This window comes from Corallococcus carmarthensis, from assembly GCF_003611695.1.
GTDB lineage: Bacteria > Myxococcota > Myxococcia > Myxococcales > Myxococcaceae > Corallococcus > Corallococcus carmarthensis.
In genome coordinates, this window is sequence record NZ_RAWE01000004.1 from 26357 (window position 1) to 47303 (window position 20947).

9 protein-coding genes are annotated in these 20947 nt (G+C 69.7%); 3 read left to right on the forward strand and 6 right to left on the reverse strand.

Annotated elements, in window-relative coordinates; translation table 11 throughout:
* Positions 1-26 precede the first annotated feature (26 nt).
* The 5 genes from D7X32_RS47400 to D7X32_RS02010 all read right to left on the reverse strand — a co-directional run bounded on the left by D7X32_RS47400 (position 27) and on the right by D7X32_RS02010 (position 13388).
* Positions 27-1601, reverse strand: a complete 1575-nt coding sequence (locus D7X32_RS47400) for a formylglycine-generating enzyme family protein (protein WP_120600787.1) — start codon at positions 1599-1601, stop codon at positions 27-29.
* Entirely contained in the window at positions 1601-2380 is a 780-nt protein-coding gene (locus D7X32_RS01995) for a hypothetical protein (protein ID WP_120600788.1), read from the reverse strand. Before D7X32_RS01995 ends, D7X32_RS47400 begins: the two co-directional genes overlap by 1 nt.
* Positions 2377-2904, reverse strand: a complete 528-nt coding sequence (locus D7X32_RS02000) for a hypothetical protein (RefSeq protein ID WP_147449985.1) — start codon at positions 2902-2904, stop codon at positions 2377-2379. Before D7X32_RS02000 ends, D7X32_RS01995 begins: the two co-directional genes overlap by 4 nt.
* Positions 2905-2916: 12 nt before the next feature.
* Complete coding sequence (locus D7X32_RS02005) at positions 2917-10698, reverse strand: hypothetical protein (protein ID WP_147449986.1); 7782 nt, start codon at positions 10696-10698, stop codon at positions 2917-2919.
* Between the two features lie 332 nt (positions 10699-11030).
* Positions 11031-13388 (reverse strand): AAA family ATPase, encoded by a 2358-nt coding sequence (locus D7X32_RS02010; RefSeq protein ID WP_120600791.1) that lies wholly within the window; start codon positions 13386-13388, stop codon positions 11031-11033.
* A 146-nt stretch (positions 13389-13534) separates the two neighbouring features.
* Here D7X32_RS02010 and D7X32_RS02015 point away from each other — a divergent pair, with 146 nt between their 5' ends.
* From D7X32_RS02015 to D7X32_RS46150, 3 genes are all read left to right on the forward strand, one after another.
* Positions 13535-14035, forward strand: a complete 501-nt coding sequence (locus D7X32_RS02015) for a flavin reductase family protein (RefSeq protein ID WP_120600792.1) — start codon at positions 13535-13537, stop codon at positions 14033-14035.
* Between the two features lie 45 nt (positions 14036-14080).
* A complete protein-coding gene (locus D7X32_RS02020; RefSeq protein ID WP_120600793.1) occupies positions 14081-14659 on the forward strand; it encodes a superoxide dismutase in 579 nt (192 codons plus the stop codon).
* A 285-nt stretch (positions 14660-14944) separates the two neighbouring features.
* Complete coding sequence (locus D7X32_RS46150) at positions 14945-18190, forward strand: hypothetical protein (RefSeq protein WP_208752282.1); 3246 nt, start codon at positions 14945-14947, stop codon at positions 18188-18190.
* Between the two features lie 12 nt (positions 18191-18202).
* Here D7X32_RS46150 and D7X32_RS02030 read toward each other — a convergent pair whose 3' ends face one another.
* Entirely contained in the window at positions 18203-20941 is a 2739-nt protein-coding gene (locus D7X32_RS02030; protein ID WP_120600794.1) for a serine/threonine-protein kinase, read from the reverse strand.
* Positions 20942-20947 lie beyond the last annotated feature (6 nt).

The window sequence follows — 20947 nt, forward strand, 5'->3', positions numbered from 1 at the left end:
AGGCTGAAGCCGCGTCGGCTTGCACCTCATGAATTAGAATTTGCTTCGCGTGGGGAGACGGCCCCTTGCGAAGGGCTTCCGCCCACCATCCACCGCAAGGCCCCGATCGTCACCGCATCTTCCGACGCAACCTCGCGACGTGAAGAGCACAGCGGCTGTTCCCGCCCTCCGCACAGCAGGCCTCCGTGAGCCCACTGCGGAAGCGAAGCCACCAGCTTCTCCACGCCCCAAGGCGAAGCGCGCGAGGCCCCGTCGTCCCGCATCGAATTGCCCCAGGGGAACAGACGCCCATCCGGTCCACGGGCCGCCATCTCCCATTCCTCACTGGAAGGCAGCCGCAGCGCCACGCCTTCAATGCGAGACAGCGCCGAGCACACCTGCTCCGCCTCCGTACGCGTGCAAGGCAACGGTTCCTCCGCGTCCGGGCCCGCCGAACCCACCGGCCCCTGCGAAGCCGCCAGCGCCCATGCTGCCGCGGCCCGGCTCACGGGCACCCGAGCGACGAAGTACCCCGCTGACGTCACGCGCCGCAGCGTCGGCCCCGTCCCCAGCCAGTGCTCCACCGGAGGCACCCAGCGCGCCTCCAACCCGGAGCGGCGCAACCGGTACGTGCCTTCCCGTTCCACCAGCGCCTCCGGCAGCGCCCCAGGACGCGGTCCCGGATCCACAGGGGTCGTGAGCGCATGCAGCAACAGGGTGGGGTCGTCCCGCACGTCCGCTGGCCCTGACAGCGCGCGCAGCAACGGCGCCATCCGCTCGCGCTTCGATGAACCCTCCGGTGGCAACGGCCGTCCCGAGAGCACCTGGGCCACCAGGTCCCGAAGGTTCGAGTAGAACTGCCGGTCCCTCGGATCCGCGCCTTCTCGCGTGGACGTGGGCATCCGCGCCGTGCGCAGTGCCGGCAGCACCGCCCGGGCCTGAAGCCGCGCCGCGGCCATCACCGCCGTCACCCGCACCTCCGCGTCCGCGTCCACCAGCGCCGAGTTCAGCACCGCGTCGATGTCTGGATTCGACGCCGCGTAATCGTGGATGAGCCAGCGCAGCACCTGCCGCCGCTGCTCCTCACCCGGCAGGTGCGCGAACAGCACGGAGCGGTCCGGATGCGCCGCCTTCTCCGCCTTCAGCTGCTCGAATGCCTCTTCCGTCCCGTCAGGCACCAGCGACGCCAGCACGCGCTCCGCGGTCCGCGACACGCTGAACTCCGGATGGAAGCGCAGCGCCGCCACCCGCTCCAGCGACGCGCGCTCGCGCAGCGCCTCCGTGGCCAGCAACCCCAGCAGCACCTCCCGAGTCTCCGACGACGTCAGCAGCGCCGCGAGCGCCGGGGCCTCCATCACCGGCACCACCTTGCGCACGGCCGCCCATTCCCCCACCGCGTTGCGTCCGGAGAACTCGAGCACCCGCAGCCGGAGCACCGGGTTGAACGTGTAATGGATCGCCGAGTCCGTCCCGCGGTGCACGTACACCGCGAGCTCCGGCTCGCCCGGAAGGAGCGGAGGCGTCTGGCTTTCGGACTGGAGGAACCAGCCCATCGCCTCCAGCACCCGGTCCAGCATCTCGAACGAAACCTCCGGCCGAGCGACGAGGGTGGGCGAGTGCATCAGGCCGGCTTCACGCGCGCGTGCAGGCGCCCGATGACCTCCGCGACCGGATGATGCTCGAACCCGGCTTCGCAGGTCCGCGCCGCCCAGCAGAGGTCCTTCCAGTCCAGCGTGTCCGCCGCCCGCTTCAGGGGAAAGGCCTCCACGAATGCCTCCCACGCCGGGCGCACGTCCTCGGCCGGGGCCTTCCGCAGCCGCGCCGTCGCCAGGTAGCGCACGAAGCCCTGGACGTTGAATCCGAACGTCCGCCCCGGCGTGAAGTCCTCCGTCAGCTTCCCGCCCCCCACGAACCGGGCCGCCAGCTCCGGAGGCCCCAGCGCCAGCGCCACCAATCCACACCGGTACGCCAGTTGCTCGTGCAGCGTGCCGCGCGCCTTCATCAGCGCCTCCAACCACGCCTCCACGGGCGAGCCCGCCAGCAGCCCCTCCACCACGCCCACGCACTCCAGCGCGTTCACGAACGACAGCACGTTGATGATCATTTCGGGCCGCAGCTGGTCGAAATCCTTCGCGACCTGCTGGAGCGCGGGTCCGGCCATCCGGGACAGCGGTTCCGCCAGCGCCCGGCCTTCCGTGGGGCCGCACAACACCAGCGCCCGGCTGAGCGTGTTGCTCAGGGGCCCCGCCTCCTGCGCGGGGGTATTCACCTTTCTCAATGCGGAAGGCGTCAGGAGCGTCAGCGTCTTCTTCGCCTCCGCGCCCTCACGGCCGTCCGCGAAGAGCGGGCTCCAGGGGTTGATGTCCGGCTGCTCCGCCATGCGTCCTCCGTCGCCCGTCATTGCTGCTTCTGGCGCTTCTCGAAGATCGCGAGGTGGCGCTTCCGCCGTGCGCGGTACACATCTTTGACGTGCTCCGCGGCCTGCCGCAACCGCGCGGGAAGCGCTCCGTTCTCCATCTGCGTCTGGAGCTTGGGCAGGAAGCGCGACACGGCCTGCACACGCGGATTCTTTCGCCGCGCCAGCCGCTCCGCGTTGTCCTGCGCCCACGCCGCGAAGTCCAAGCCCTCCGCCAGCTCCACCAGTGTGTCGACGTCCTTCTCCGTCAGCGTGAACTCCTCCAGGTAGTCCTCGGGCTTCCCGTAGGCCTTGACCTCGTCCGGAAAGCCCGCGGCGAGCAGCACCAGTCCCTTGGCCTCGCCCTCGCCCAACGGGCCAATCGTCTTGAGGGGCGTGTCGCAGAACGGGCACGCGTCCGGGTCGGGCTGCACGACCGTGTCGCGCTTCGTGACCACCAGCTTCTGGTGCACGGTGAACTTCGAACCGCACACGTAGCAGGTGACTGTCCTCGACGGAGCACCACGCATGGCTTCTCTTCCTCATGGGGGCCACCGCCCCGGGAGCAGATCGATGAGACGGCGGCCGAAGGTCTCCGCGTCCACCTCGATGGGTTGTGAATAGTAGCGCGGGCCCGCGATGTGGTACGCGCCGCCGGAGCCAGGAAGGTTGCCCGCCCACAGCGCCGAGAGCGGATGCGCACTGCGCCGCCCGAGCGACTGCTGATACGCCTGATAGGCCTGATAGTAGTGCCGGCTCTCATGGACGATGGTGCCCACCGCTTCGCCCACCGTCAGCCCCTTCGCGATGACCAGCTGGCCCCGCTTCCGGTACGGCTTCAGCCGTCCGCCCTTGAGGCGCCGGAAGTTCCAGCTCATGTAGCCATAGTCTCCGCGCAGGCGCTTGAAGAGGACGTCCGGCCGCCGTGACTTCGGGATGCCCAGCGCCTCGAAGGTGGCCTCCGCCGCCTCGCGCAGCGCCAGCTCCTTTTCCAAGGGGGGCAGCGCGTTGAAGCGCCGCGGGTCGAGTTCAGGAATCTGGACGAGCCGGTCCCGGATGTCGCGCAACTGCGCGCGCTCGAAGGCCTGGAACTTCCGTGTCTTCCATTGGAGGGACTCGGTGATGTCGAAGCCTCCCCATCCCTGCACCCGGCCGCCCGGCGCCCGGGTGCGGACCCGTTTGGTTTCGTCCAGCCCCGTGACGGCGTCCAGCACGTTCTCCACCGTGGCGGGCTCGACGGGCGGAGGGGGCATGAACCGCTCGTCGATCCGGACGATGGTGCCCGCGACCTCGTTGGGATCCAGACCGCGCACCAGGGGAGGGCGGGGACCGGGTTCGAGCCCATGCTTCGCGAAGAGTCCGGCACCGGGTTCCGCGCCGTTCACGGCGGCCTCGACCTTCTTGAGCGCCGCCTCCGCGATGTCGACGTTCTTCGTCTTGAGGGCCGCCTTCAGGTCCTTCTGGAGCTGCTTGACGAGCGCCAGGTCCTCTGCGCCCGGCGGCAGGTGCTGCGTGAGCAGATCCAGCTCGCGCCAGGCACTCGCCACCCGCTCGACGCGATTGGCCAGCGCCTGGGGGGGCATCTTCGTCTTGGGCCCGACGCGCAGCTCGATTCTCACGCGCCACTCATCCAGCGCGGCCTTGACCGCCGCGATGTGCTCTGGCCCCAGCTTGTGGGCTTGCGTCCAGGCTTCGTTGTCCAGCGCCTCGCGCAGCAGTTCGAAGTTGCGGGGCAGGTTCTCGCCGGTGGAGGTGAACTTGCGGAACCGGGGCTCGTCCTTGCCCCCCTTGACCTCCACGATGTGGATGTCCGCCTTGGTGGGGTTGACGCCATCGTCGAACTGGAAGAGCAGCTCGTCGAAGCCGCTGTCCTGCTCCCCCTTGGGCTTGAAGGTGACGCGCTGGAACTCCTTGCCCGGCCCCAGCCGGTCGCCCAGGTTCTCCTCGGTCAACCGGAGGGAGGCGCCCTTCTCCAGCTCGTTGCCCTCCCGCCGGAGGAAGTCTCCGCGCGTCTCCCAGCGGTTTCCCGAGCGGGCGGAGAGGATCTCCTCGAAGAGGTGCTTCTCTCCGTTCGCGTCGGTCTTCTCGACGAGGCGGTAGTAGCGCCGCTCGTACACGCGGCGCTTCTTGACGAACTTCAGCTCCTCCCAGGCCGGCCCCACCTGGGCCAGCGTCTCCCCCGGCTCCAGCTTCTGGGTGGTGCGCTTGAGCTGCGCCTCCGTCAGCGGAGTGCGCTCGATCAAGCCGATCTTCGGGTCATCCAGATCGGGCCGCTGGAGCGAGTACGGGCCCACGTCCTCGTTCGGATGGACGTGGGACGTCTGCGGCCAGTCGCCCTCGGCCAGGTTCCCCTTGGACCCCTTGGGTTCGCCGGTCGGCTTGGGCGCCTCCACCGCGGGTGGCTTCGTCTCCGGGACCACCACCTCCGGCGGCTTTGCCGCGGGGAACTCCAGCTCCAGTTGCTTGGGTCCCTCCACCTCCAGTGGCTTTCCCTCCGGAGCCGGTGGAGGGACGGGCAGCTCCTTCTTGCTGAACAGCCGCGGCGGTTCGTTCAGGTACTGCGGCTTCGAGCGCACGCCCTGGCCAAACTCCGCCATCTCCACCGGCGTGAAGGCATCCACCTCCTTCATCCGTTGGCGCAGGTTCGCCAGCGTCTTCTCGCCCTGCTCGATGCGGCGGGTGGCCACCGCCGGATCCATGGACACGCCGCGCTTGCCCTCCAGCGAGGCCAGCAGCGACTCCTGCGCAGCCATCTCCAGGCGCAGCTTCTTGCGGTAGAGCTCGAACTGCTTCTCGATGGGCAGCTTGTCCCAGTGCCGCAGGGCCGTTTCGTCCAGCGACCGGACCAGCTCGCGCGTGGCCTTGTCGTGGCGCTGGAGCAGGTGCAGGCCTTCCTCGCCCAGCTCCGACAGGTCCGCGCCCGCCTTGACGAGGATGGTGGGCTTGCCGCGCCGGAACATCGTGACGGCCTGGGCGGACTTGCTGCCGGTGAGCGCCTCGAAGTCCGCCTCGGAGAGCAGCTCGATGGGCGTGTTCGCGAACGCCTTTCGCTGCGCGGGCGGGATGTGCTCCAGCAGCTCCATGCGCATCGCGCGCTGGAGCTGCTTCCGGTCGAAGTCGCCCGACAGCTGCTTGAGCAGGCCGTCGTCGAACTCGCGCAGGAACTCCTTCATGTTCCCGGCGGGGTTCTCCGCCTTCCACTTCTTGAAGAGGGTCAGCCGCTCCTTGGGCGTGCCCCGGAAGTTCAGCAGGTCCTGGGTGCGCGGCGGCACGTGGGGCTTGGAGATGCCACCCAGCGCGCCAAGGCCCCCGGACATCACCGCGCCCGGAGCGGCCTGCATCGCGGTGCCGGCCAGCACGTTGAAGAGCGCGTTGCCGCCCTTGTAGTTCTCGTCGTTGAGGACGTTGCCCAGGAACGCGGAGGGCACGGTCTGCACCAGGCCTTCCGCGCCCTGGGCCAGGCCGTGCGCCGTCATGCGCGCCAGCACGCCGCCTTCCTCCGCCATGCGCGCCAGGAACCCCAGCTTGAGCAGCTTCGTGCCCATGCCCGCGGTCGCGGCGGAGGCGAGGGCGTCCACGGCGCCAACGCCCGCGTCGGTGGCGGCCTCCTCCCAGCCGTAGGCGCTGCCCTTCAGGGCGGCCTTGGTCAGCATCGTCACCGCGGCCGTCGCCACCGCCATGCCCACCAACACCGGCGTGCTGGCCATGAATGCGCCGAAGGCCGCCCAGAACCCCGCGCCCACGGGCGGAGCGAAGATGCTGACGATGACGCCGATGATGACCACCACCGCCATCACCACCGCGGAGAGGACCGTCACCAGCCGGTCGGTGACGAAGTCCACCTGCTCGCGGTGCATCTTCACCGACTCGTCGGCGTGGTCCGCCTGGATCGTCACGCGCTCGGCCTTCTTCTCCCAGTCGTCCTGCCACTTGCGCAGCCCGTCGGCGGTGTAGTTCTTGTCCCCGGGCTTGGGGCGCATCCGCTCGTGCAGCTCCAGGGCGGACACCTCGGCATCCAGCGCGGACGCCTGGTCCAGCACCAGCTGGTACTCCGAGGACGCCATGCCGTTGGTGGAGCGCGCCTCGAAGTGCACGCGGCGCCAGGCCCGGTCCGCCTTCTCGCGGGGCGTGACGGGCTCGCCGTAGTCCACCATGTCCAGGATGTCGAAGGCCTCGCGCCCGCTCAGCTCCTCGTCGATGCGCGCGCGGAAGCGCTCGAAGGGCGTGCGCGTGTCGCCAGGGTCGGCGGGGTGGTCCTTGGCCCATTCCTCGGCCATGGCCTGGATCTCCGCCTTTGTCTTCCCGGCGAAGACCTCCTTGAGCGCGTCCTCGTCCGTGCCCACGCCCTGCACGGCGTACTGAACGATTTCGGCGTCGGTGAGGTAGCCCTTCTTCAGGAGTGAAGCGACGGCGTCCCGGTCCGCGCCGGACGTGTCCATCAGGACGGCCTGCTCGAAGGTCGCCTGAAGGTGCGTGCCCTCCACGTAGGCGCTGTCGTACTCGGCCGCCAGCGCCTTCATGTTCGCCTGGGCGTCGGCCTGGGCCTGGGCCTTCGCCTTGCCGTCCACCTCCTTGCGTTCCTTCGCGATGCGGGCCTGGACCTTCTCCGGGCTCCACTTGTCCAGGAACTCCACCTCGCTGATGCGGCCCTTGCGGCGGTCCTCCTCCGTGAGGGGGCCTTCGCTGGCGGGCTTGACCTTCGCCTCGTCCAGCGTGCGCTCGATGTCCAACCGCTCCTGGATGTCCAGGTAGCCATCGCGGCGCGCGTCGGCGATCTGCCGCTTGCCCTCCGCGGACATGGCGTCGCGGATGACCTTGTCGTCCGCGTAGAAGACGCTGGTGTGCTCGATGCGGATGCGCGCCGCATCCACCTGGAGCCCCTTGTCGTCGCGCAGGCCCTCGATGAGCTTGAGGTCGGCGCCCTGCATCTCGTCGTGGAACGCGGCGCTGAGCGCGCTCTCCCCGGCGGTGCGCTCGGTCCAGTCCGTGCCGTATTGCTTCTCGTAGGACGCGTCGATGGCCTGGTTGCGCTTGAGCAGCTCCGCGCGGAACGTCTTGGAGTCCCAGCCGTACTGCTGCGCGTCGGCCTCCGTCTCCTTGCGGATTCGGTCGTAGACGCCCTCCATGGCCTTGCGGTCGGTGCCCAGGCCGAAGAACCACCCCCCGCGCATGGCGCGGTCCATCTCGATGGCGCGCGCGTCCTCGGTGCGGCCCTCCACCAGGGCGTGCATCTCGTCCACGTCGTGGGTCTTGAGCGCGCCGCTGCGCAGCTCGTCGTCCATCTGGGCGACGAGCTCCTTGCCGTACTTCGCCTGATAGGCCTTCTTGATGGCTTCGATCTGCTCCGGCGTCTTGCCGCGCAGCAGGGTGAGGATGGCGTCCTCATCCGTGCCCCAGCCGAGGCCGAAGAAGGTGCCCTCCATGGCGTCGTTCAGCTCCACGGCGGCGGCCTTGGAGGCGTTGCCGGAGAGCAGCGCTTCGGCCTTGTCCCAGTCGTGCGTGGTCGTGCTGAAGAAGTCGTCCAGCTCGCTCTTGAGCCGCTCGCGCAGGTCCTCGTTGTGCTCGCTCTTGTAGAGGAGCTCGATGTAGTGGCCCTGCAACGGATTGAGGTTGGCGAGCGCGTCGAAGATCTTCTTCTCGTCCGTGCCCCACTGGTCCACGCCCTCCCAGACCTTCAGGCTGATGTTGCGCGCGCGGTTGCTGAAGAGGGGCTCCTGCTGGTCGACGACGGTCTTCAGACGCTCCAGGTCGGTGGAGGCGAGCAGCTCCTTCTCCAGGGCCTCCAGGAGCGGCTTCTTGCGCTGGCCGGTGATGCGCACGGCCAGGCCCTCCGCGAGCGCCTGCACGGGGTCCTTGCCGCCCTTGCCGTAGTAGGAGAGCAGGATGGCCTTCTGCTCCTCGCTGAGGGCGCTGTTGCCCTTGATGGACTCCGCGTCCAGCTCCTCGCCCTGGCGCAGGCGCACCTCCGCGAGGAAGAGCATGTTCTTATCCAGCGACGTCTTGTTCTCCGCCGCGCGCGCGGCCTCCCACGCGCGGCTCTCGTCGTGGGCGGCGGCCAGCCAGTCGATGATCCACCCGAGCAGCCGGTCCCAGAAGCCGCGCTCGTAGCCGATCTGCTTCGCGTGCCAGTCGCGGATGACCTCCCGGGCCTCCTTGCCGGCGTCGCGCAGCTCCTGCTGGTAGCGCTCCACGCCCTGGTCGATGTCGCGCTTCGCCTTCGCGACGACATCGCCAATCTCCTTGCGGCGGTCGTCCAGCCACTTCTTGGTGGGGCGGTACGCCTCCGTGGCGGCCTTGAGCTTCACCGGATCATCGCCGGCGTCCTTCTTGAGCTCCCATTCGTCCTGGAGCGCGGCCAGCTCGTAGGCGCGCATCTGGTCGCTCGCGGCCTTCGCGAAGGCTTCCTTGAAGCGCTTGCCGTTCTGGTCGTACCGGACGACCCAGTTGCTCACCTTGGTGTCGACGGCGGCGATGAGGGCATCGCGCTTGCGGCGGGCCTCGGTCAGGTCGACGCCGCCCTTGATGGCGGCGGCCTTCGCCTCGGACTGCGCGTCGAGCGAGGCCCGCATGCGCGACAGGGAGTCGGCGAATGTCTTGCCACTCTCCTCCAGGCTCTTCTTCGCGTCCTCGTGGGCCTTGCTGAGCGTGCCGGTGGTGGCGGTGTGCGAGTCCACCAGTTGCTTGCGGCGGGCCTCCACCTTCGCGTCCAGGTCCTCCTTCTTGAGCTGCGCGGCGTCCGCGACGCGCTGGAGCTCGGCGGCGAAGAGGGGGCGCTCAGCGGCGATGAGCGCGACGCCCCAGGACGCGTCCAGGCCGCCCGGGACGTAGGCCTCGCGGGCCTTCTGGACGGAGGCATCCGCGTACTTGTCCGGAGCGGCGAGCAGCCGTGCCAGCACGTCGCCAATGTCCACGCGCGCGAAGTCGGGGACGTTGATGGGCGCGGGCGCGGCCTGTTCGAGGACGGTGATGCCCTTCGCGGGCTCCTTGGGCTGGACCTTGGCCTTCTTCTGCTTGTCGGCCGCGGCGGTGATCTTCTTCTGGAGGAGCGTCCAGTCCTTGAGCTTCTCCGGGTCGGTGGGCTTGGGGCCGCCGGGCTTGTAGACGATGTCGCCGAGCGGTCCCTTGATGAGCATGTGCCCGCCGTCGTCGCGCATGAGCTGTGCGCCAATCTCCGGCACGTGTCCCAACGGGCTCTTCCGCAGGTCGGGGAGCTTGGCGGTGCGGACCTCCAGCTTCCGCTCGCACTTCGCATCCACCAGCGAGGACGCCTTGCCGGTGGGATCGTCCGGGATGGCCGGCAGGTCCTTCGGTTGCTGCGCGGGGGTGATGGCCTTCTTGCCCTCGTCCTCCAGTTGCTTGAGGCGCGCGGCGCGGACCGCGTTGGGATCCACGGCGGCCTGGGTGATCTTGAACGTGTAGCGGGGCGCGGGAGGAAGGTGGGGCTCCGGGACCTTCGCCGTGGTGCTGGCGATGCGGCCCTTCCATGCGGCGACCGGATCCGCCTCCGGGCTCGTCGCCGGAGGGGCGGGGATGGGGCCCGTGGAGACCGGCGCTTCCACGGCGGGAGCGGCAGGCGGAGCAGGAAGCGGAGAGGGCGGCTCCACCGTGATGGCGCCCGTTGGATCCGGTGCTGTTTCGAGGCCCCGCTTGATGCCCTGGACGCCCTGCGCGTGAGCCGTGGCCAGCTGCTTCTGCCATTCCATCGCCCCCGGAGGCACGGGCACCGGAGGGTGTTCCTCGGGATGTCCCGCATCGACCGTGGCATCCGTCTGGATGGGAGGAGGCTGCGCGGCGGAGGCTCCGGGCCCCATGCCACTGGAGGCCGGGCGGATGACGATGGGGACGTCGCCCTGGCCCGACAGCGCGGACACGAGGGTGTCGATGCGCGCGGCGTCGTCCATGCCGCCGGGGGCCGTCCCCGCGGGGATGGCGGCGGGCTCGGGTGTTTGATCCGGCGTGGCTGCTTCGCCGCCCGCGCTGGGCGCATCGATGGGGGTGTCTTGAATCCACTCGGGAGTGGGTGACGTGCTGCCCCCCAGCCCGCTCTCCATGGGGATCACGGCGGGCGTGAGGTCAAAAGCGCGCGCTTCCGCCAGCCGCGCGGCGGTGTCTCCGAGCTGTTCGGCGGAGCCTGGGGGCAGGACCGCCATGCGCGCCGCCGCACGCCGCCGGGCATCCTCTTCCTGCTGCGCGAGGGTCGCGGGCTGGGACGCGCCCGCCGCCTGCGCGAGCCCGGTGTTCGGTTGCGGCGCGAGCCCGTGGATGCCCAGCTCCGCCTCCACGGCACCGGGCGTGGAGAGCAGTGCGACCTCGGGTGGGTGCACGGGGCACGGGTCGAAGAGATGGGAGCGGGGCCCGCCCAGCGTCCGCCACGCAGGGTCGCTCCAGCGGCGCTCCTGGTCGTGTGCCGCATCGCGAAGCACGGGCCCGTGGAGGGCAGGGCTCGCACCCTTCAGCGACGCGAGCCGGGCCGCCAGCTCGCGTGCGGGATTGGACGAAGAAGGGCCCCGGGGTACGACTCCTGGCGCACGGGGAAGGGTCGCGGAGGACGAGGGAGTGCGCCCGGAGTTCTTCCGGATCGTGGCCTTGGCTGAGGCCTTCGAGCCCTGATCACGGATGCGCACGGTTCCCCCCCGCACCATCTGTGAAAAGGACGCTAGGTCATCTCCACGTCCAGAACCAGGGAGGCCCGGATGGGATGTCCATGACTGCTCCAGAAGCGGTGGAGCAGGTCGAAGTCGTAACTCTCCTGGACGCGAGGTGTGAGCTTGCGGCCATCCAACTCGTGCGGAAGGCCACGTGTGAGCAGCCCATGGAGCACGCCGAGCAGCTCATGTTCCTCCTCCGCTCGGTTGGACCACGCGGAGACGATGAGCCCCAGCCGCAGGGCACCGTTCTGGGTGACGGCCAGCCGGTAGAGCGCGAGCGACACGGCGGGCCGCTTCCCCGCGAGCGCCTCCCGGGTGGGAGAGCCGTGGAGGATGTGGATCTCCTTGAGGAAGTGTTGTCTCAACTGCGAGTCCAGTGCCTCCTGGAACACCTCCGCCACGCGGCGCAGGCGTGTCCCCGCGTCCGAGGGAGCATCCGCTTCTGGACGCCGTGAGAGCCGGCCCAGCTCGTACAGCTCCAGCGCGACCGCGCGCTCCAGATGTTCCTGGGCCAACGGCGCCCCGGCCTGTTCCGCGAGGAAGATGGCCTTGAGGGCGGCGTTGCGGATGTCGCCGCCCGCCAGCCGGTGCCGCTGGGCAAGGCCCGCCAGGTCGAGCGTCTCCGCGCGTGGCACACCCTCCGGAAGCATCAGCTCCCAGATGCGGCGTCGCTCCTCGACCTCGGGGAAGGGGAACTCGATGCGCGCGTGGAAGCGGCGCAGGAACGCTTCGTCGATGGCGGTCTGGAGGTTGGTGGCGAGGATGATCAAGCCGTCGTGGCGCTCGATGCGCTGGAGGAGGAAGCCGACCTCCAGGTTGGCGAAGCGATCATTGGCGTTGCTGACCTCCGTGCGCGCGGAGAACAGCGAGTCCGCCTCGTCGAAGAACAGCACGGCGCCAGCGCGCTCGCCCTGGGACAGCACCTCGTCGATGTTCTTCTCGGTCTCGCCCACGTACTTGCTGACGAGCCGCGACAGGTCGACGACGTACAGCGGCCGGCCCACCGCATGCGCGATGACCTCCGCGGCCAGCGTCTTCCCGGTGCCGGAGCGTCCGGAGAACAGGGCCACCGGGCCCGTGTTCAACCGGAAGCGGCGTGACAGGCCCCGCTCCTCGGCGACTCGGTCGCGCTGGGCCACGTAGAACAACAGTCGCTCCAGGGCTTCGCGAGTGGTGTCACGCACCACGAGGTCCGCGAACGTCCGGGATGCCTCCAGCCGGTAGCCATGGCGCAGCGGCACCTGGACGAGCCGCGAGGCAGCGGCACGAAGCGCGTCCGCATCGCAGCCTGGAGCCGAATCGAATACGCGGCGGATCTCCTGGAGCCCGCCTCGAAAGCCAGACGCCAGCCGACCCGCGTCCGCCGCCGTCAATGACAGACTCCGGGATTGGGCCTCCTCCAGCCACAGGGTCCGCCGCTGGACGAAGCCTGGCGCCGGGGCCTCGTGGTGTGGCACGGCGACAGGCTGCGCGGAGTCCGCGAGCACCAGACCGCGTCCTCCGAAGCGCTGACACAGGCCAGACAGCGTCTCCGTGACGGAGAGCGCCAGCCCCCGCTCGCAGCCGGACATGTCCACGGCCAGCAAGGCGCCGCGCACGGACGCCAGGCGCCACAGGGCCCGCGCCATGGAGACCGGCTCCGGAGCCCCCGCCCACCGGGCGACGACCAGCGGCATCCCCGCCTCGGCGGCGAGCCCCAACGCCACACCCAGCCGTTCACCTTCGCCATGCACGACGGCGAAGGAGCCCGGGGATGCACGGCCGCCAGAGGGCAGGGACTCAACGCCATGCCACTCCAGCGGCAGGTCCCCCAGCACGGAGGGACGGGGCAACTCCAGCAGGGCCTCACGGACTTCGGGAGCCAGGTCCACGGGCCGGAGCATGGGAGGAAAGGCACCGGAGCCCGTCTGCAACAATCCACCCCCCACGAGCAGCCCGCTGTCGGTCAGCGACGCCAGCAAGCACTGCGCGCGAGCGGGCGTGCGGCCCAGGACGGTGAGGAGCAACCGCTCCACGTTCCAGCCCTGCGCGGTCTCGTCCTGAAGCACGGCGAACAGGCGCGGGTAGCGCGGCTCCAGGTACGTCGCGAGCAGCAGCAGCAGTGCCTCCTCCTCCACGGGGTCCACGCGCAGCGAAGCCCGCAGCCGGGCGAAGGGAAGGGGAGGCGAAGCCCCCAGCAGCGGCGTCTCCGCGAGCGCGGTGCTGAAGGCGAGTTCCGCGGTGGAGGGGCGCACGGTGGTGCGCACTGCATCCCAGCCACTCTCCTGCTCCCCCCGGAGCTTCGACGCGCGGGCCTCCTCCAGGTCACACACTTGGACGAGCAGCGCATCCAGACGCCTCAGCGTCTCCCCCCACAACGGATCCATGGGCGCCTCCAGCCGGCCAGCATAGGGAGGGTGGGTGGAGCAGGCCATCGAGGGCCCCGGAGGGCAGGTGCCACTGCGTTGGTATTCCGCCAATGGATTGGAGGAAGTGCTGACCCGGTGGCGGGGCGGGTGGTAGAGACCGGCACATGACTCAGAGTGGTACTGAAGGGGTATCGGCCCTGGAGTTCCGGGAGGCGATGTCCCGGTGGGCGAGCGGGGTGGCGGTGGTCTCCGTCCGTGATGCGGACGGGGTCGCGGCGACGACGGTCAGCTCCTTCAGTTCCCTCTCCCTGACACCTCCGCTGATCGTCCTGGCGCTGCAGCAGTCCTCCCGCACGCTCAAGCGTGTGGAGGCTGCCCGTCGCTTCAGTGTGAGTGTGTTGTCCACCACCCAACGCGACGTGTCGATCCGCTGCGCGAAGGGGGAGGCCGAAGGCCTGGTGTTCGACGAAGAGTCCTTCGTGCAGGACAGCCTGGTGGGTCTGGCGTGCGCTCTGTTGGATGTGCACCGTTACGGCGATCACCTGTTGCTGGTGGGCCGCGTGGAGCGCATCCAGCGGGGAGTGGACGGAGAACCGTTGCTCTACTGGAACCGGGCGTATCGCGCGCTGACGGCGCACCCGGAGCCAGGGCCCGCCCCGAAGTAGCGAACGAACAGCAGCACCTCACTGAACCCAGAAAGGACGTACCCGATGCCCTTCACGCTGCCCGAGCTTCCGTACAAGAAGGACGCGCTGGCCCCTCACATGAGCGCGGAGACGCTGGAGTTCCACCACGACAAGCACCACGCGACGTACGTGAACAAGCTGAACGAGCTGACCGCGGGCAAGCCCGAGGCCGCCAAGTCGCTGGAGGAGGTCATCCTCAGCAGCGACGGCCCCGTGTTCAACAACGCGGCCCAGGTGTGGAACCACACCTTCTTCTGGAACTGCATGAAGCCGAGCGGCGGTGGCAAGCCGACGGGTGAGATCGCGGAGGCCATCAACCGCGACTTCGGCTCCTACGACGAGTTCAAGAGGCAGTTCTCCGACGCCGCCGCCACGCAGTTCGGCTCTGGCTGGGCGTGGCTGGTGAAGGACGGCAGCAAGCTGGCCATCATGAAGACGTCCAACGCGGACCTGCCGATGAAGCACGGCAAGAAGGCGCTGCTCACCATCGACGTCTGGGAGCACGCCTACTACATCGACTACCGCAACGCGCGCCCCAAGTTCATCGAGACCTTCATCACCAGCCTCGTGAACTGGGACTTCGTGAACGCGAACTTCAAGTAGTCGCTGTTGAAGCAACGGGAACCGCGCGGCCCGGCTCGGCACGGTCCGGAGCGGCGCGGTTCTCCGTGGCAGGGTGGGTTTTCACGACAGGGTGTTTGGCATTAGTCTCGCGGCGAACCACGCCGGGGGGCGGTCGTGAAAATCCAGGACACCGCAGTGCCTGCCGGGGCTGAGAGAAAGCCCGCGCGCGATGGGCATTCGGAAGAGGCTGCTCGGACCTGCATCGAATGCCTTGTCGAGCAGGAGCTTCAGCCCGCTCCTGAACCCGGGAGGAGCCGCATCGGGTTGGCCCTCTCCGGAGGCGGCATCCGCAGCGCCACCTTCAACCTGGGACTGCTGCAAGGCCTGCATGACCTGGGCATCCTGGGCTGCTTCGACTATCTCGCCACCGTCTCTGGAGGGGGCTACGTCGGCGGCTTCTGGAGTGCCTGGCGCAGCCGCGCGGAGGACCCCAACGCCCGCGCTGCCCTGTTCCCACGGCAGGAGGACAGCAAGTCGCCAGAGCCGGGGGCCATCCGCCGGCTGCGGGAATTCAGCAACTTCCTGAGCCCCCGGCTGGGATTGCTGAGCGTGGACACGGGCCGGCTCGTCACCGCCGTGCTTGCAGCTGTCATTCCCTCGCTCCTGACGGTCCTGTCGCTGATCCTCCTGACGATCGCCGCCTGGGGAACGCTGTCCTGGCTCCTCCTGGGTCCTCCCTCGGCCAACGCCATTCCATGGCTTTCGCTGTCCACGCTGTGCGTGCTCTCCGCTGGCGTGCTGTCCGGCCTGGAGTGGATCTGGCGGCTGCACGAGACGGGGGTCCGGCGCACTCCCTATGTGCTGTCATGCCTGCTCGCCGTGGTGGTGGCGTGCTCGGGGTGGGCCTGCTTCAAGCCCTCGGGCATGGCCGTCTTCACGGCCCCGGGGTGGCAGCTGCCGGCTTTCAAGGGCGCGGCCTGGGGCTCGAAGGTGTATCTGTTCGCACCCGCGCTGGCCTGGCTTGGCACCGTGGCGGTGCTGGTCGTCCTCCGCTGGATGGCCTCACGCGGAGCTCAGCCCGTCGTGCCTCCCACGAAGCACGACCGGGGGATGAACCTCCGGCAACTCACGCTGGCCATGGATCGCGTCATCAGCCGGCTGTTGTTGATGGCCGGCGTCTGGAGCGCCTTCGTGCTCCTGATGTACGTGGCCGGCCTGCTGGCCAGCAACACCCTGCCCAATCCCTTCAAGGCGAAGGATGACCTGGCTCGGGCGACCTACCTCAGCGTGACGGGGTTCCTGTCCGCGCTCTTCGCCAGGGCCGTCAACAGGCTGGCCCAACAGCAGCCCCAGCAGGCCGGCCAGGATGGCCCCCTGCGGGACCGGATGAACCTGCGCATGGTCCGGATCCTGGCTCCGGTGGTGGTCTTCCTGCTCATGGCGGGTTGCGGCGCGGTGCTCTCGGCGATGCCGGCGGACCATCATCACCGGGTGATCTTCGGTGCCGCCGGGATGCTGCTGTTCTCGCTGCTGCTCTTCGCGCCCAACCAGGTGGGGCTCCACTCCTTCTATCGCTCACGGATCGTTCGGGCCTTCCTGGGCGCTTCTTGGATCCGGGGAGCGCAGACCGGCCAGCGCCTCACGGAGGAGCAGGACGACGACGACCTGCCTCTGGACGCACTCGGCAAGGTCCAGCGTCCCTTCCACCTCATCTGCTGCGCGGCCAATGACCTGAACCCGAGCAACCCCATTGGCAGCCTCCACCGCTGGGCGGACAGCGCCGTGCTGTCAGGCGTGGCCTTCTCCGTGGGGAAGACGTGGGCCCCCTGGGGCGAGGAAAAGGCGCCATCGCTGGGGTCCGCGCTGACGGCCTCCGGCGCGGCACTGAACGCCCACATGGGAGCGATGTCGCGGCGGCTGGGGCCGGCGGTGACCTTCCTGCTCACCACGCTCAACGTCCGGCTGGGCCTGTGGTTGGCCCGCCCTCGGCCGCCAGATAGCTCCGGAGCACCGCTGTGGAGGAAGGTCCTGGTGGGATGGCCCTTCGTGCAGGAGCTGGTCGGCGCGTCGCGTTCAGAGGGGCAGGAGGTGCTCCTGTCGGACGGCGGCCACTTCGAGAACCTCGGGCTCTATGAGCTGATCCGCCGGCGCTGCCGCTACATCGTCGTCTCCGACTGCGGCATGGATCCGACGGTGGCCTTCGAGGACTTTGGCAACGCGGTCCGGCGCGTGCGCGAGGACTTCGGCGTCCAGATCGAGATCGACCTGTCACCCCTGCGGCCCGGCGCGGGGGGCTGCGCACGTCAGCCGATGGTCGCGGGCGACCTGCGCTATCCGGACGGGACGTCAGGTGTGCTGCTGCTCTTCAAGCCCTCGCTGGTCGGCACCGAGCCTCCCGACATCACCCAATACAAGACGGCCAATCCGGCCTTCCCACATGACACCACGATCAACCAGTTCTACGACGAGGCGCAGTGGGAGTCGTATCGCCGGCTCGGTGCCCACGCGGCGTTCTCCGCGTTCCAGATCCTGGGCGCGGAGGAACTCGTCCGGGAGATGCCGGAGACGAAGGTGGATGTCTCGCCCTGGGCACCCGAGCTGTTCGCCCGGGCCCGGAGGGAGTGGCTGCCGCTCCCCTCGGGCTTCGACTCCCGGCTGGAACGCAACGCCAAGCGCATGTTGGAGGTCGAGGAGATGTTGCAGCAGCCGGGATGCGACGGCCTGAGGGCGGAGGTGTTCAAGGAGCTTGTGCCCTTGGAGCAAGCCCTTCCCACCCCACCCGTGAATCACGGGGCGGCCCTGCCCGTGCTCCGTCAGGCCCTCCGGCTGATGGAGGAGTTGTTCGTCTCCGAGGACCTGGCGCGGCACTACAACCATCCCCTGTACCTGGGCGTGCTCAACTACTTCTCACGGTGGGCCTACGCGCCGCTGTTCCGGATGTGGTGGCCCGTCCTCCAGACGCTCCATCCCCGGCAGTTCGCGCGCTTCATGGAGAGCCGCTTCGGCCTGCCCTCGGGAATGGCGTTGTCGGAGGCAGGCGCGGAGCGGATCAGTCATGGCGGAGACGGCTTCGCGAAGCATTGCTGGGACCTGGATGCCGGACATCGCCAGGCCGAGGTGGGCGGCGCCAGACATCTGCTCTCCTATGAGTTGGATCTCCGCTACGGAAACACCCCATGCAGCACGCTCCAGGTCGCCCAGGTCGTCGTGAAAAAGGAGGGCCCGCGGCTCAGCTGGGATGCGTGCGATTTCTACGTCCCGCCAGGCCTCTGGGGGGTGGGCCTGGGCGAGCGGTTCCTGCGAAAGCTCCTCGTGAACAGCGCCACGCTGTTCACGGAGCCGGTGACGTCCTTCCGGGTGCGCATCTGTACGAAGAGGGGGGCCTCGGCGGCGGCCCGGAAGGCGTCCGCGGACGAAGCCCAGCTCTACCTCGCCGCTGGGTTCCGTGAGGTCTCGACGGCAAAGGTGGTCGACGCGAAGGCCGCACCGGCGGACGAGGAGCTCCAGGTCTTGCTCGAATGGAGTCCCGAACTCCAGCCGGCCGAGGTCCCACTCCAGCAGGCGGCGTGAAGCCAGGGCCCGTCAGGGGGCGCGGGACGCCGGGCCGGGGCGCGCTCCGGCGAGCCCCTCCACGATGAACAGCCGCGAGAGCGCCTCGTTGTAGCTGTACGCATAGGTGCTCCCGTCCGCGGAGAGCGCCAGCGTCATCACCGAGATGAGCCCCGGCGGGGTTCCTCGCGCGGGAATGGTCAGGTGCGGCGTGCTCGCGCCGGTCTTCACGTCGACGCGTGACACCTGGACGGGGAGGGAGACGCTGCGCAGGTAGAGGGCCGCGCCGCTCGCGTCCCAGCCCACCACCCACTGATCCGTGAACTGGCCGGGGACCGTTCCCTGCGCCTCACCCGTCGCGGAGAACAGGCGAAGGCTTCCCGCCGCGTCCACCGCCGCGAGCCGTGCGCCGTCCGGGGAGATGGCCGTGTCGAACCCCGTGCCTTCCGCCGTGATGGGGCGGGGTGCACCGGCGCCGGGTTCGAACACCCACAGGCGGGCGGGACGTCCCTCTTCGTGCGCGCGCAGCAGCAACCGCTTCCCGTCAGGGAACCAGCGCGCCGACAGCACCGTGGCGACCGGAGCGAGCGACAGGGGACGCGGCTCCCCCGCGCCCGTGGGCAGCAGCAGGAACTCCATCGGCTCGCCGTAGCGCACCGTCAGCACCTGCTTGCCGTCCGGGGACAGCGCCATGGGAATGCCGTCGCCCAGCCGGACCGGTGGGGCGCCGTCGGTGGTGCGCAGATAGGCTCCGTAGGTGGGGCCTTCCACCTCCGCACCCTCCGCGAAGATCAGCGTCCGGCCGTCGCGGGACAGGCCGGTCATGAACGACGAGTCCGACCACGCCAGGTCCCGCTCCGCCCCCGCGTCCCCGAACGCCAGCCCCGTGCGGATCACCGGATGATCCACCAGGACCGCGCCCTCGTGGGAGATGTCATGCAACACCATCCGTCCGGCGATCCGATCCACCGGCCGCAGCGTGCCGCGCAGGTCGACCGCGAACAGCTCGGAGTCCGCCCCCGTGCGCGAGGCGGTGAACCACACCTCGCGTCCGTCCGGAGCCCACGCCAGCCCCCGGGTGCTCGCCCAGTCCGCGGAGAGCTCACGGGGCGGACCGTCCTTCTCCAGCACCCAGACCCCGCCCCGGTCGTCCTTCGGATGCGCGTGGAACAGGAACGCGATCCGCGCCCCGTCAGGGGAGACGCGCGCGTGGCTGATCCACCCCTGGGACTCGAAGCGCACCGTGCCGGGCGGCTGCTCCAGCCGGAAGGTGTCGCCCACGCGGCGCACCACCGCGAGCGGTCCGTCGCCGCTCCCCCAGTCCGCCTCCAGGACGCCGTCGAGCACGGCCCTGGGCGCGCCACCGGCCAGCGGCATCAAGCCCAACGTCCCGCTGCCATGGTCCGCGTCGAAGAACCGGGGCTCGAGCAACACCGCCAGCTCTCCGCGCGACGACGCGGCCAGCACGTCCGCGTGTTGCCCCAGCGGCTGGGACAGCGGACGTTCCGTGCGCGCGCTGTAGAGCTCCGCGCGTCCTCCCTCCCACGCCGCGCCATAGAGCAACGTGTGCCCATCCGCGGAGAACCGTGCGTTGAGCACGTGGCCCCGGCGGAACGTGACGGGACGGTACGTCGGGCGGGACGCCTGCACTGTTTGAGTTACCGGGGCCGCCTGCCTGTCGCCGAACGCCAGGAACCCGATGGCCACGCACAGCGGCACGGCCGCCGCGACCGCGAACAGGGCAGGGCGAGGCAATGTGCGGCGCCGCACGGCGAGGGGCGAGCCGCGAGCCGCGATGGACTCCAGGGCGAAGGCCAGGTCCTGCGCGGACTGGAACCGGTCGCCCGGCGCCTTCGCCAGACAGCGGGCAATCACCATCCCCAGTTCCCCCGGCAGCACGGCTGGCTCATCGCGGAGCGCGGCGCTCATCCGCTCCACGGGGCTGTCACCGCCAAAGGGCGCACGGCCGCTCACGGCCTCATGGAGCACCGCACCCAGCGAGAACACGTCCGCGCGGGCATCCACGCCCTGACCGCGGATCTGCTCCGGCGCCATGTACCCGGCGGTGCCCACCACCGCGCCGCTCTGGGTCAGCGCGGCGTCCTCGATGCGCTCGGTGAGCCGCGCCAGTCCGAAGTCGAGGATCCGCGCGCCGCCGCTCTCACAGAGGAAGATGTTCGCGGGCTTGAGGTCGCGGTGGATGACGCCACGAGCGTGCGCGGCCGCGAGCCCCTGTGACAACTGGATGCCCAGCCGCAGCGCCTGCTCCAATGGCATGGGACCGCGCATCAGCTGCGTCCGAAGGGTGACGCCCTCCAGCCACTCGGTGACGAGGTACGGCACGTCCTCGTGGGTCCCCACATCGAACAGGGTGAGCAGGTGCGGATGGGACAGCGCTCCCGCCGCGCGAGCCTCCTGCCGGAAGCGGCCCAGGCGCTCCGGGTCCTGGGCGAACCGAGGCGGGAGCACCTTCAGCGCTACGTCCCGTCCCAGCCGGCCATCCCGCGCCCGGTAGACGTCACCCATCGCGCCACTGCCGGCATGGCCAACGATGACGTACGGCCCCACCTGTTCCCCTGGAGCGAACGCGCGGGGAGGAGGGACCGCCTCCACGAGCCGGCCCTCCGCATGCCACGTCGCCGCGACGGCCGCGAGCAGCGGGCCGCACGAGTCACAGCGTGAGAGATGGGCCTCGGCGAAGGCGCGCTGCTCGGAGGGCAGCCGGTCCTCCACGAAGGCGAGAATCGTTTCCTCGGAAGGACATCCCGTCATGGTGGA